The sequence below is a fragment of the Streptomyces sp. NPDC047525 genome, assembly GCF_040643025.1.
Taxonomy (GTDB): Bacteria; Actinomycetota; Actinomycetes; order Streptomycetales; family Streptomycetaceae; genus Streptomyces; species Streptomyces durmitorensis.
The window spans coordinates 220,517-232,704 of the sequence record NZ_JBEYTL010000001.1; the positions used below are offsets into that span (position 1 = coordinate 220,517).

Annotated in this window: 13 protein-coding genes; 9 read left to right on the forward strand and 4 right to left on the reverse strand. The window is 69.4% G+C overall.

Going from position 1 to position 12,188, the window contains the following annotated elements; genetic code table 11:
- Positions 1-20: 20 nt before the first annotated feature.
- Complete coding sequence (locus ABZ833_RS01075; protein ID WP_361039300.1) at positions 21-905, reverse strand: NAD(P)-binding domain-containing protein; 885 nt, start codon at positions 903-905, stop codon at positions 21-23.
- A gap of 48 nt (positions 906-953) precedes the next feature.
- On the opposite strand from ABZ833_RS01075, the gene ABZ833_RS01080 reads away from it, so the two are divergent.
- On the forward strand, positions 954-1,361 hold the full coding sequence (locus ABZ833_RS01080; protein ID WP_361039303.1) for a MerR family transcriptional regulator: 408 nt from the start codon (positions 954-956) through the stop codon (positions 1,359-1,361).
- 46 nt (positions 1,362-1,407) lie between these two features.
- Here ABZ833_RS01080 and ABZ833_RS01085 read toward each other — a convergent pair whose 3' ends face one another.
- Positions 1,408-2,340: a chlorophyllase gene (locus ABZ833_RS01085; protein ID WP_361041268.1), complete on the reverse strand. Its 933-nt coding sequence runs from the start codon at positions 2,338-2,340 to the stop codon at positions 1,408-1,410.
- Between the two features lie 275 nt (positions 2,341-2,615).
- On the opposite strand from ABZ833_RS01085, the gene ABZ833_RS01090 reads away from it, so the two are divergent.
- From ABZ833_RS01090 to ABZ833_RS01115, 6 genes are all read left to right on the forward strand, one after another.
- Entirely contained in the window at positions 2,616-3,206 is a 591-nt protein-coding gene (locus tag ABZ833_RS01090) for a TetR/AcrR family transcriptional regulator (RefSeq protein WP_361039306.1), read from the forward strand.
- A 283-nt stretch (positions 3,207-3,489) separates the two neighbouring features.
- Positions 3,490-4,236 carry a VCBS repeat-containing protein gene (locus ABZ833_RS01095; RefSeq protein WP_361039308.1) on the forward strand — a complete coding sequence of 249 codons (747 nt, stop codon included), beginning with the start codon at positions 3,490-3,492 and terminating at the stop codon, positions 4,234-4,236.
- 157 nt (positions 4,237-4,393) lie between these two features.
- Positions 4,394-5,035: a response regulator transcription factor gene (locus ABZ833_RS01100; protein WP_361041271.1), complete on the forward strand. Its 642-nt coding sequence runs from the start codon at positions 4,394-4,396 to the stop codon at positions 5,033-5,035.
- 280 nt (positions 5,036-5,315) lie between these two features.
- Positions 5,316-5,882 (forward strand): MepB family protein, encoded by a 567-nt coding sequence (locus ABZ833_RS01105; protein ID WP_361039311.1) that lies wholly within the window; start codon positions 5,316-5,318, stop codon positions 5,880-5,882.
- A 182-nt stretch (positions 5,883-6,064) separates the two neighbouring features.
- On the forward strand, positions 6,065-7,234 hold the full coding sequence (locus ABZ833_RS01110) for an acyltransferase (protein ID WP_361039314.1): 1,170 nt from the start codon (positions 6,065-6,067) through the stop codon (positions 7,232-7,234).
- Between the two features lie 121 nt (positions 7,235-7,355).
- Positions 7,356-8,561 carry a cytochrome P450 gene (locus ABZ833_RS01115; protein WP_361039316.1) on the forward strand — a complete coding sequence of 402 codons (1,206 nt, stop codon included), beginning with the start codon at positions 7,356-7,358 and terminating at the stop codon, positions 8,559-8,561.
- A gap of 24 nt (positions 8,562-8,585) precedes the next feature.
- On the opposite strand, the gene ABZ833_RS01120 is transcribed toward ABZ833_RS01115, so the two are convergent.
- A complete protein-coding gene (locus ABZ833_RS01120; protein WP_361039318.1) occupies positions 8,586-9,590 on the reverse strand; it encodes a DMT family transporter in 1,005 nt (334 codons plus the stop codon).
- A 274-nt stretch (positions 9,591-9,864) separates the two neighbouring features.
- Between ABZ833_RS01120 and ABZ833_RS01125 the strand changes: the two genes are divergently transcribed.
- Positions 9,865-10,266, forward strand: coding sequence for a nitroreductase family deazaflavin-dependent oxidoreductase (locus tag ABZ833_RS01125; RefSeq protein WP_361039321.1), 402 nt, complete (start codon positions 9,865-9,867; stop codon positions 10,264-10,266).
- 67 nt (positions 10,267-10,333) lie between these two features.
- Here the strand turns inward: ABZ833_RS01125 and ABZ833_RS01130 are convergent, their stop codons facing one another.
- Positions 10,334-10,786, reverse strand: a complete 453-nt coding sequence (locus ABZ833_RS01130) for a helix-turn-helix domain-containing protein (RefSeq protein ID WP_361039323.1) — start codon at positions 10,784-10,786, stop codon at positions 10,334-10,336.
- Between the two features lie 127 nt (positions 10,787-10,913).
- Between ABZ833_RS01130 and ABZ833_RS01135 the strand changes: the two genes are divergently transcribed.
- Positions 10,914-12,158 carry an MFS transporter gene (locus tag ABZ833_RS01135; protein WP_361039326.1) on the forward strand — a complete coding sequence of 415 codons (1,245 nt, stop codon included), beginning with the start codon at positions 10,914-10,916 and terminating at the stop codon, positions 12,156-12,158.
- Positions 12,159-12,188: the final 30 nt, after the last annotated feature.

The following is a 12,188-nucleotide window of genomic DNA, read 5'->3' on the forward strand; positions in this document are numbered from 1 at the left end:
ATGCCCGGCGGAGGATCCGCTCAGTTCTCGCGCGGCCTGCCGAACTCCTCGATCAGCACGGGATACTGCTCACCGCCATGACCGGCGGCGATGGAGCGGTCGGCCATCGTCTTGATCAGCTTCGGCAGTTCGGCGTTGACACCCGCCGCCTCGCTCTCCTCGATCAGGTGCGCCATCGCCGCCGCGTCGGTCTCCAGGGCCGACACCTCGGCCGGGAAGGAACCGCTGTCGATCTGCTCGGCGTACCCAGGCAGCCATTCCGCCACCCCGGCAGCGATCTGCTGGGCGAACGGCGCGTACGTCGCGGCGTCGACACCGGCCGTCCTGAGCAGGGCAGTGCCCTGGAGCCAGGCGTTCAGGACACTCCACATCATGGCCAGGCCGGCCACGTCGTACAGGGACGCGAGCCCATGGTCGGCGCCGAGGTGGGTGACGGTGCCGAGCGCGTCGAGTGTGGACTTGTGTGCCTCGAAGTCCGGCTGCGGCCCGCTCTGCAGAATCACCGCCTGGTCCGTCCCGATCACCTGCGGGATGGCCATGATCGCGCCGTCCAGGTAACGGGCGCCGCGTTCCTCGGCCCATCGGGCGGCGTCCCGGGCCTGGGCCGAGTCGCCCGAGGTCAGGTTGACCAACGTCGTGCCGTCCAGGGCGACACCGCCCGCGCCGAGCAGCTCGTACATGGCCTCGTAGTCGGTGACGCAGATGACCGTCAGAGAGCCTGCCGTGAGCGCGTCGCCGATCGTCGGCGCCAATTGTGCGCCCGCGGCCACCAGTTGGTCCGCCTTGGAGGACGTACGGTTCCACACGGTGGTGGGATGCCCGGCCTTCAGGAACGCGCCGGCGAGTGCCTGGCCCATCCGTCCGAGTCCGATGACGTTGATGGGTGTTTCCGTTGTGTTGTTCATGGCAGCATCGTCAACGTTGATACCGGTGTGAAGGTCAAGTGAGGTTCGATGCGGATCGGGGAACTGGGCCGGCGGACGGGCGTCAACGCCCATCAGTTGCGCTACTACGAGGCCCAGGGCCTGCTGGAGGCAGACCGCAGGGCGAACGGGTACCGCGAGTACGACGAGAACGCCGTGCTGCGGGTGAAGCAGATCCGCCACCTGCTCGGCGCCGGTCTGTCCTCCGAGGACATCGCGTACCTGCTGCCCTGCGCGGTCGGAGAGACTCCGGAGCTGCCCGGGTGCACGGAGCTCCTCGACGCGATGCGGTCACGGCTGCGGCGACTGGACGACCAGATGGCCAGGCTCGCCCAGTCCCGCGGCGCGCTCGCGAACTACATCGAAGCGGCCGAGCAGATGGGCAGCGAGAGCTATCCCCCCTTCGACGATGCCGAACGGGAGCCCGTCTCCGCCTGACGGCCGTGGACGGGCAGGCGTCCGTCCAACAGCCGGCGAGCCCCGCCTACTTGGACTCGACTCGCCCAAGCGCGCCAGGGCCGGTGGTCAGCGCGTCCTGCGCCTCTTGCCACGCGTGGTCACCCTCGCGGAACTGGGTGCGGAGGTAGGCCGCCGTGAGCCGTCCGAGCGCGGCCACTCGCTCGGGGTTCTCGTCCGTGGTCTCGGCGGCGTCGTACCCGCTGATCCCGCCCAGTCCGTGCTCCGCGTCGACCAGGGAGAGCAGCGTCTTGGGGCCGGGAGCGAGGTGGTACGGATCGGCGTGCCAGTCCGGACCCATCTCCGTGAAGTGCCGCGAATCGTCCTTGTCACCGGCGACGACGAGCGCGGGCGTGGTCATCCGGGAGAAGTCGGTGCTCCGGAAGACCGGGAACAGCTCAGCCATGGCTCCGGTCAGGATGTCGCCTCCCCTGCCGGGGGCGGCCAGCAGTACACCCTGCTTGATCCGGGGTTCGAAGAGGTTCGCCTCCTGTACGTCGTCGGGGTCGGCGACCCGGGCACCCAGCAGGAGGGCGGCGGTGAAGCCGCCGAGCGAGTGTCCGGCCACGGCGACGCTGTCGTGGTCCATGCGCCCGGCGAGCTGCGGCACGGTGCCCTCGATCACGTCGAGACGGTCGAGGATGCGGGACATGTCCTCGGCGCGTGAGCGCCAGAACAGGGGTGCTTCGGGGGTGTCCGCATGGAGGTGGCTGAGTGTCTTGGAGCTGAGGTGGGTGGGCTGGATGACGACGAAGCCGAGTTCCGCCCAGAGGTTGGCGAGCGGGCCGTAACCGTTGAGCGAGGAGAGGTGGTTCGAGTTGCCGTGTCCGTGGGAGAGGAGGATGACCGGCAGGCCGGCTCCGGTCGCGGGTGCGGTGACGCGCAGTTGAAGGTCAACGGGGCGTCCGGGCACGGGCAGCACCACCGGGCTGAACGAGAGCACGGGGGCGGGCGAGCCGATGGCGTCGCTGCCGGTTCCGGTGTCGGTGTCGGTGTCGGTGTCGGTCACGAAAGTCGATGCACTCACGATGCGTCTTTCCCTTCGGTTGTCCCTTGAGGGCCTCTGCGCCGCTTGTCGCAGATCTCGCGTGGGGCGGCGCGCGGGAGGCAGGGAGGAAGGTCCGGCTTCAGCTAGACTGAAGCGGAACGTTGCTCCACTTACGATACGGAGCGCTGTTCCGTTTGACAAGCGGAACAGCGCTCCGGCTTCTCGACGGCTACAGGAAGGAGAGCGCGGTGCCCACTGCAGGCCAGTCCGGAGAGGTGCCGGCCCCCAGCAAACGGGCCGACGCGGTGCGCAATCAGCAGAAGCTGCTCGCCGCCGCCGCGGAGGTGTTCGTCACCTCCGGCGTCGATGCGCCGATCCGCGAGATCGCGGCCAAGGCGGGCGTCGGGATGGGGACGATCTACCGTCACTTCCCGACCCGGGCGGATCTCGTCGTCGCCGTCTTCCGCCACCAGGTCGAGGCGTGCGCCGAAGCCGGTCCGAGCCTGCTGGCCAGCGCCGGCTCACCGCTGGCGGCGCTGCGTGAGTGGATCGACCTCTTCGTCGACTTCCTGGTCACCAAGCACGGCCTCGCCAACACGGTGCAACCGGACAGCAGCGGCTTCACCGCGCTCCACACCTACTTCCTCGACCGCTTGCTGCCCGTCGCCGAGGAGTTGCTCGACGCCGCGGTCGGCTCGGGCGAGATCAGGCCCGGTACGCAGCCCTATGAACTGATGCGCGGCATCGGCAACCTCTGCATCGGAACCGACAGCGACCCCCGCTACGACCCCCGTCGGCTGGTCGCGCTGCTGCTTCAGGGGCTCCAGCAACAGGTGTGAAGAAAATCTGACACTGCCAAATTCCCTTCCGCCTCACTAACGTCGTTCCCGGCGACGAAGAGTGCGGCACCGCAGCAGTCCTGACGGAGCGAAGGACGGCCACCGAGGGAGAGTGGCCCCTGGGGGCGTCCCACCCCCGCGTTCCAGGCGGCCTGCGTTTGCCCTGTTCAAGAACCCTCTTTGCGTTCCAGCGTCCCCAACTGCCCGGATTTCGTGGCCGTCGGGACAGATCGCCCCACAAGCTCGAGGCGTGCTCAACGGCAACGACATGAGGAGTTCGTAGATGCTTCGCAAGCGCTCACGCCTGATCGCCGCCCCGGTCGCGGCTGTCGCCCTGACCCTGACTGCCGCCGGCCACCAGGCCAGTGCCGCCCAGGCGCCCGCCTCGGGCAGCGCGGCGCGGTCCGGCGACGCCGCCGCGGCGACAGCGCCATGCCTGGCCGACGCCACGACGCTGGTCGGCGACCTCGACGGCGACCGCCGCCCCGACAAGATCGCGAACCCGGGGCACACCGGCACCAAGATGACGGTCCAGTGGGGGGCCGCGGACGGCTCGTTCGGCAGCAAGCAGGCCGTCAGCAAGCTGCTCGGCGCGAAGACGGGGGAGGTCACGTCCGCCGCGGTCGCCGACTTCCAGAACGACGGCACCCTGGACATCGTCGTCAACCTCGTCACGCCGGCCGGCGGAGACGACCCCGCGACGGCTCGCGTCTCCGAATACCGCCAGGGCCCGCTCAAGCGCACGAACCTGGGCTCCGCCCACTCCCGGCACTCCGACATCGGCGACATGGGCGAGGCCAAGCAGCTCCGGATCGCCAACTACGGCGACGACGCCTACCCGGACCTCGCCATCCTCAACAACTCAGGTGACGGGTCGCTGGACCGGGACGTGCGTCTGTCGGGGCCGGGCACCGGCCCGGGGGACTTCGACTACGAGCTGGAGATGAAGTACGGCCAGCGCGGGACCCCCGCCGAGCCGCCGACCATGCCCACCAACGGGTGGAAGCACTTCTACAAGTCCTGCTCCTGACCCCACCGGGCGCCGCCGACCCTTCGCACACCGGCGGCGCCCGTCGGCCGTCGCCCGTCCCAGAACTGCCCGTCCCAGAACTGCCCGTCCCAGAACTGAGGAACCTCGCGTGTCCAGCTCGCCCCCGGCCTCCGCGGCCGCACCGGCCTCCGCACCCATCGCCGCGCCGATCTCCGCACCGACGACGAACCGGGTTCGGGTCACCGTCACCGCCCCCGACCCGATCAGCCGCGAGGGAGTCCTCAGCCAGCTGCGCCGGCACCCCGAGGTCGAACTGGAAGGGGAACCCGGCCCGCCCGCCGTCGCCCTGCTCATCGAGGACGCCCTCGACGAGGCCGCGCTCACCCGGCTGAGGCGCGCCGTGCGCAGCGAGGGCGCCCGCGCGGTGCTCGTCGCAGGCACGGTCCGCGAGCACGAGCTCCTGGAGGTCATCGAGTGCGGTGTGGGAGCCATAGTCTGGCGCCACGAAGCAACCGCACAGCGTTTGGTCCAGGCGGTGCTGACCACCGCCAGGGGCGGCGGCGATCTGCCGTCGGACTTATTGGGCCAGCTCATCGGCCAGGTGGGGCGCCTGCACCGGGGCGGCGCCGATCTGCCGGGCTCTTTCCTCAGTTTCACCAAGCGCGAGGTGGACGTGGTGCGTCTTGTGGCGGAGGGGTTCGACACCTCGGAGGTCGCCATGAAGCTGTCGTACTCCGAACGGACCGTCAAGAACGTGATGCACGGCCTCACCACGCGCCTGCACCTGCGCAACCGCGCGCACGTGGTGGCCTATGCCCTGCGTGAGGGCTACATCTGACCGGCCGGGGCACCCCCGCCATTGGCCGGACGGGCTCCCCGAGCTGTCCGTTGAGGCACACCGCGCTGCCCCGCCGTCATCCCTGCCGTACCTGCGCTCCGGACGGCACGAAGAGCACGATCAGTGGCCGGGCCCCGGTTCGAGGTACCCACGCGTGACTGGGCGGCCCGGCGCAACGCACCCGAGCCGGACCCGAACGAGCGGTTCGAGGTATCGGTTCGGCTTACGGCGGCCGTGAGACGGTCCGATGCCTCCCGAACACTCGTGGCAGGGTGTCCGAGTGACATCGAACGACGCCAAACCATCCGATCCCGCCCGCACCGACCGCGCACCCTGGTCGGACACCACCAGGGTTCACGCAGACCTCGTCGCGGCGAAGGAACTTGTCTACGACCCGTGCGGTTTCGCCTGCTCGCAACCGGTCCCCGAAGCCGAGAGCGCCGACTACGCCGCCCACACACTGACCATCGACGGCCTCGCCGTCCGGTACCGCGCAGCCAGGACGACCCCCACCAAGGTCGGCCAGTTCGTCACCGTGTGGAAGAGGTCCCCGGGCGGACCCATCCAGCCCTTCGACACCACAGACTCCGTCGACCTCTTCGTCATCAGCGCCCGCGATCAAGAACACTTCGGCCAGTTCGTCTTCTCCATGGACGCGCTCAGCCGACGCGGTGTCGTGTCCGTACACGGATCCGGCGGGAAGCGAGCCTTCCGTGTCTACCCGCCCTGGGTGACCACCACCAACCGCCAAGCAGGCAGTGCGCAGGCCTGGCAGCTGGAGCACTTCCTGCGCCTCGACCAGGACGGGCCAATCGACTTGGCCCGCGCCCGGGAGCTCTATCGCTGACCCTGGCCCATTTATGGCATTCGCATATAGACGCCCCTCGGATGAGTGAAATCTTCCGACAAAAACCGGGGCGAATCGCGCCTATCTGCTGTCTCGACTTCCGTGCATGGTGCTGTCATCCCTGACCTTTTCTCCGTCGCGAGGCCGTCGCGACGTTGGCGACAAGAGGCCGGGGCCAACTCATGCGCAGCCGCAATCGGCAGTACCTCGTGTCCGTGGATCATTTGCGTGCCTACGCCGCCTTGTTGGTGCTCCTCTGCCACGGTACGCAGATGATCTCTCCGTACCTCAGAGAGATCCCGAACAGCGCCCCGCACGGCTGGCTGTATGCGGACAACCCTCTGGCCACCCTGGTATTGGAAGGCCATACCGGGGTGACCCTCTTCATGGTGCTGTCCGGGTTCATCTTCACCATCGGCACTCTGGGCAAGGACATTCGCTACGGCCGGTTCCTGGGCAACCGGGTGCTGCGCATCTTCCCGCTCTACATGGCGTTGATCATTCTGGGCATCGGCGCGCACAAGCAGGGTGCGAACCTGCTCGCCGTGCTCCAGTCCCTGGCCGGCCTCGGAAACCTGCCCGGGTCCCTCGATCTGGGAGCCGTGTCGAGAATGTGGTGGGCGATCGCGGTCGAGTTGCAGTTCTACCTGCTCTTCCCGCTGCTCAGCAGACTCCTCACCAAGCACGGCCCGCTGGCCCTGTTCAAGCTCCTGGCCGCCATCACCGTGATCCGGACCTTGGTGTGGGCCTCGGCCGCCGGCGGCATCAACGTGAACTCGATGCTCTATTACAGCCTCGCCGGAAGAATCGACCAATTCCTGCTGGGCATGGTGGCCGCCTGGTTCTTCGTGCACCATCGAAGGCGGTTCCAGGGGCCACTGAAGGTCGGGATCTCAACAGCCCTGGCCACAGGCGCGATCTGGGTCTTCAACCAGACCCATTCCTTCCATGAAGGGCACGCAACGCGTCTGCTCTGGGTCGACGTCGAAGGAACGCTTTGGGCCCTGGTGGTGCTGACCTATGTGGCCACCGTCTCCTCGGCCGGGCTCGTGTCCAGAGGAATCGCCAAGGTCGGCGAAATGAGCTTCTCGGTCTATCTGCTCCATTACATGGTCGTCACCATGTTCATCTCCCACCGCTGGTGGATCGAGTTGACGGGGCGTCCGGTGATGGATGCCTTCATCACCACGACAGCGGCGGTCCTTCCCATCACATTGGCCGCAGCCGTGGTCACGTTCAACGGCATCGAACGCCCCTTTCTGCGATGGCGTCGCGCCTACCTCCTCACGGACCAGCCTCCGCCCACGGCACCTTCCCCTGCTCCCAAGGTCGCGCTCGTATCGCCCAGGTAGCCGGGACAGAAGTTCACGTGCCACGCTCGTAGCATGAAGCGGGGACTAGTCCCCGCTTCATGCTACGGTCACTCCGGCATACAAACGGGGAGCGATCCCCACTTCTGTCCGGGAGCCGCCCATGCGTACGCAGCACCCCACCGTTCGACTCTCCGACCTCACCGACGACTTCACCGCCGACCCCTACTCCGTGTTCAGCGCACTGCGCCCCCGCGGACCTGTCCACCACGTGCGTTTCCCCACCGGGGACGAGTCGTGGCTGGTGGTCGGGCACGAGGAAGTGCGTGCCGCTTTCGTCGACCCCAGGCTGCGCAATGACGTGCGGCACTCCGCCGACTTCGAGGACGACGGGCTGTACGCCGTGGGCCTCAACATGCTCCAGGTCGATCCGCCCGATCACACGCGCCTGCGGACGCTGGTGGCCCGCGAGTTCACCGCCCGCCGTGTCCAGGCTCTGCGGCCCCGCATCCAGGAGGCGGCCGGTGAGCTCCTGGACGCCGTGGCCGCCGACGGCCGTGCCGACCTGGTGGCCGCGTACGCCTATCCGCTGCCGCTCACCATCATCTGCGAGCTGCTCGGCGTGCCGGACGCGGACCGGGCCGCCTTCCGGGAGTGGTCCACGAAGGTCGTCTCCCTCGACGACCCGGAGCAGTCCGCCCGCGCCTCGCAGGAGATGGCCGTGTACCTCGCCAGTCTCGCGGAGGAGAAGCGGCGGCTGCGGGACGCGGCGGAGAGCGATCTGCTGCACGCCCTGGTCCGCAGCCACGACGGGGACGGCGCCGACCGGCTCACCCCGGAGGAACTGCTCGGCATGGCCTTCCTCCTGCTCGTCGCGGGGCACGAGACCACCGTCAACCTCATCGCCAACGCCGTCCACCTGCTGCTCGGCCACCCCGGGCAACTCGCCGACCTGCGCGCCGACCCCGAATTGCTGCAGGGCGCCGTGGAGGAGACGCTCCGCTTCGAGTCGCCCGCGCCGGCGGGCACCTACCGCTACACCGCCGAGCCGATCGACATCGGCGGCGTCTCGATACCCGCGGGCGCGCGTGTGGTCCTCTCCATCGCCGCCGCCAACCGCGACCCCGCGCGCTTCCCCGCCCCCGAACGGTTCGACATCCGCCGCGATCCCGCCGCGACCCGCGCCCACCTCGCGTTCGGGCACGGCCTGCACCACTGCCTGGGCGCCCCGCTGGCCCGCCTTGAGGCGACCCTGGCCCTGCGCATCCTCCTGGACCGCTTCCCGCGCCTGGCCTTCGACGGCGACGGCACAGCGCAGTGGCGCCCGAGTCTCATGCGGAGCCTGCGAGAGCTGCCGGTGCGCTGGTAGCCGCCGGTCCTCGGTACTCCCCGGCTAGGTCGCGCCCGGGCCCTTCACCCGCTCCGAAGCACCGGCTCGCGTCACGCCGCTCGAAGCCACGACCCGGCCCGTTCGCGTGCCCGAGAGCGCTGCCAGTGCGACCGCCGCCAGGGCGAGCACCACGCCGGCGACGGTGGCCGCCGTGACACTAGTGCCGCCGTGCGGCAGCAGCAGGTCGAGGGCCAGCGAGCCGACCAACTGGCCGGTGATCGTGCAGAGTCCGAGCAGCAGAACGCCGAGCCGCTGGACCGTGGCGACCGCGATGGTGATGAAGGAGATGCCGACCAGGCCGCCGAGGTAGAGGTACGGCTCGGTCGGCAGGCGGGAGGGAAGCCCGGCGGCCACGGCATGCACCAGGAAGATCACACTCAACGCGCCGGCACCGGCGGCGAAGTTGAAGAACGTTCCCGCGTACGCGGATCCGGCGGCGTTCTTCACATGCCCGTTGACCGCCTGCTGCCAGCTCACGCAGACGCCCGCCACCAGCGGCAGCGACAGCATCACGTACGGAAAGCCACCGCCCAGCTTGTCCGCCATCGACAGGCCCACGGCGGCGAGCACCAGCACCGCGCCGACGACCCGCCGCCGCGTGGGCCGCTGAGGTCCGGCAGGTCCGAGCCCCATCCGGTCGAAGAGCAGGCCTCCGGTGACCTGGCCTGCGACGATCGCGACCGTGAACAGCGCGACCCCGAGCGCCCCGACGGTCAGCCCTTGCGCGAGCAGGAAGGCCGCACCGCCGAAGCCGCCGAGCACCTGCCACCACTTGAGCCGCCGTCTGCGTACGTCCGCGAGCACCAGGCCGACGCCACGGCGCGGCCCGCGCAGCACGAGGAGCCCGAGGGTCAGCACCACGAACCCCGAACCGAACGAGATCACCGCCGCCGCGAATCCGTCGCCGCCGAGCCCGGCGGCGAGCTCACCCGTGATCCGTGCCTGCAGAGATATCAGGGTGCCGGAGAACACGGCGAGGAGCAGCCAGGGGGCTGCGGCGGCGGGCATGTGCGTACGACCTCTGGGGGTGGTTCGACAGTGGGCATGGTGACCGGGGACGCCTGGCGAGGGCGACCGGGACCGAACCTTTCTAACTGATCGACCCTCCGTCGGGCAGGGCGGGCCGGATGACGAGACAGCCGCCGTGTCATTAGGCCGGGCGCGCCGGTTCGGCGCCAGGCTGGCGGGAAACCGCGGAGTGACCATGAAGAGTTGGTCAGCACACGAAGAGCCCGCACGTTCGCGCGAGGAAACAAGCGCGAGGAAACAAAGGAGACGGCAGATGCTGTTCGGCAAAGAGCACGTCGAGCGCTATGTGGCGACGGATGGCGCAGAAGGCCACGACTGGCAGAACACCACGGTGCTGATCCTCACCACCACCGGCCGCAAGAGCGGTGAGCAGCGCAGCACTCCGCTGATCTACCGGCCCTACGGTGACGCGGTGCTCGTCGTGGCCTCCAACGGCGGAGCCGACCAGCCGCCCCTGTGGTACCGCAACATCGAGGCGGACCCCGAGGTCCAGGTGCAGGTGAAGGGCGACCGCTACACCGCCCGTGCGCGCACCGCCACCCCGGACGAGAAGCCGGACATGTGGCGGACCATGGCCGCCACATGGCCGGCCTATGACGACTACCAGCGCAAGACCGACCGGGACATCCCGGTGATGGTCCTGGAACGCGTCTGAGGCAGGCCGTCAGAGGCAGGCCGTCACAGTGGCTGCGTACGCGAGTTGTGTGCTCGCGTGCGTGGCCTCACTCGGCGGAGACCTTGTGGACGGTGGTGTCGTCGGGGTCCAGCCGCCGCCCGTCCGCAGCCAGCACCTCCAGGGGGCGGAGCCCCTGTCCCTTCCGGCGGTCGACCAGCTGTGAGTGCGGTTCGCCGGGGGCGAAGAAGTTCTGCTCTCCCCACTGCCGCAGCGCCACGATGACGGGGAAGAGCGCCCGGCCCTTCGGCGTCAGTACGTACTCGCGGTAGGCGCTGCCGTCCGAGGCGGGGACGGATTCGAGGACGCCACCGGCGACCAGGCTGCGCAGGCGCGCGGTGAGGATGTTCTTCGCGACGCCGAGGCTGCGCTGGAACTCCCCGAAGCGCCGGCTTCCGTCGAAGGCGTCCCGCACGATCAGCAGGGACCACCAGTCGCCGATCGCGTCCACCGACCGGGCGACCGGACATTCACTGTCGTCGAAGCGCGTCCTGGTCACCATGGCGTCCCTCACTCTCACGACAACGGTTGCAACATGCTACCAAACAGGGCTACCGTCGCCGTCATCATTGGTAGCAAGTTGAAACCAGATACGTGGAGGGGTGCCGATGCCCGGCAACTGTGAGGCCATGCCACGACGGCCCGGGGCCCACAAACCCGAAGCCCACAAACCCAAGGCCCACGAAGGGGAAAGCCCCGCGGTCGTCCTGTCCCGAGGCGTCGTCCTTCTGTTCGCCGTCGCCTGCGGGGCCGCGGTGGCCAACGTCTACTTCTCCCAGCCACTCCTGGTGACCATGGGCCACGACCTCAACATGAGCCCGGCACTTGTCGGCAGCGTGGTCACCCTCACGCACGTCGGATACGGCCTGGGACTCTTCCTGCTCGTGCCGCTGGGCGACGTGGTCAACCGCAGACGGCTCATCGTGGCCCAACTGCTGCTCCTGGTGGGGGCGCTGGCCGTGGTGGCCACCGCCCCGACCGCGGCCGTCCTGCTCGTGGGCATGGCCGCGACAGGGCTGCTCGCCGTCGTCACGCAGACGCTGGTGGCCTTCGCCGCGTCACTGGCACCTCCCGCGGTGCGCGGACGGGTCGTCGGCCTCGTCACCAGCGGCGTGGTCATCGGAATCCTGCTCGCCCGCACCGCGTCCGGTCTCCTGGCGGACCTCGCGGGCTGGCGCTCCGTCTACCTCGCATCGGCGTCGCTCACCGCTCTGCTCGCCCTGGTCCTGCACCGCGTGCTGCCGCGCCACGGCGAGGCTCCGCCGGCGGCCCTGCGCTACGGACAGCTCCTGCGGTCCACGGTCACGCTGTTCGCACGGGAACGACTGCTGCGGCTCCGGGCCCTGTTCGGTCTGCTGGTCTTCGCCGCCTTCAGCACGCTGTGGAGCAGCGTCGCGCTGCCGCTCAGCGAGGCCCCGTACTTCCTGTCCCACAGCGCGATCGGGGCGCTGGGCCTGATCGGTGTCGCCGGTGCCCTGGCCGCCACCGCGGCGGGCCGCCTGAACGACCGCGGGCTCTCCCGGCGGACCACCGGCATCGCTCTGGCTCTGCTGACCGCCTCGTGGCTGCCGTTGGCCTTCACCCGCAGCTCGCTCTGGGCCCTGGTCGTCGGGGTGGTGCTTCTCGACCTCGCCGTGCAGGCGGTCCATGTCACCAACCAGACCCTGATCTACGCGCTGCACCCGGACGCGGGCAGCCGGCTGATCGGCGGGTACATGGTCTTCTACTCGATCGGCAGCGCCACCGGCGCCCTTGCCGCGACCTCCCTCTACACGGTGGCAGGCTGGGGCGCCGTCTGCGCACTGGGGGCCGGGTTCAGCTGCCTCGGGCTCGCGCTGTGGGCCTTCACCCGGCACAGCAGCCCTCCTGGCTGATCAGCACAGTGCAGCGGCGCCGGGTGCCCT

Coding starts and splice junctions, on each gene's coding strand:
- ABZ833_RS01110 (WP_361039314.1), top strand. CDS start 6,065: ATGCGCAGCCGCAATCGGCAGTACCTCGTGTCCGTGGATCATTTGCGT.
- ABZ833_RS01120 (WP_361039318.1), bottom strand. CDS start 9,590: ATGCCCGCCGCCGCAGCCCCCTGGCTGCTCCTCGCCGTGTTCTCCGGC.
- ABZ833_RS01125 (WP_361039321.1), top strand. CDS start 9,865: ATGCTGTTCGGCAAAGAGCACGTCGAGCGCTATGTGGCGACGGATGGC.
- ABZ833_RS01130 (WP_361039323.1), bottom strand. CDS start 10,786: ATGGTGACCAGGACGCGCTTCGACGACAGTGAATGTCCGGTCGCCCGG.
- ABZ833_RS01075 (WP_361039300.1), bottom strand. CDS start 905: ATGAACAACACAACGGAAACACCCATCAACGTCATCGGACTCGGACGG.
- ABZ833_RS01115 (WP_361039316.1), top strand. CDS start 7,356: ATGCGTACGCAGCACCCCACCGTTCGACTCTCCGACCTCACCGACGAC.
- ABZ833_RS01095 (WP_361039308.1), top strand. CDS start 3,490: ATGCTTCGCAAGCGCTCACGCCTGATCGCCGCCCCGGTCGCGGCTGTC.
- ABZ833_RS01080 (WP_361039303.1), top strand. CDS start 954: ATGCGGATCGGGGAACTGGGCCGGCGGACGGGCGTCAACGCCCATCAG.
- ABZ833_RS01135 (WP_361039326.1), top strand. CDS start 10,914: ATGCCACGACGGCCCGGGGCCCACAAACCCGAAGCCCACAAACCCAAG.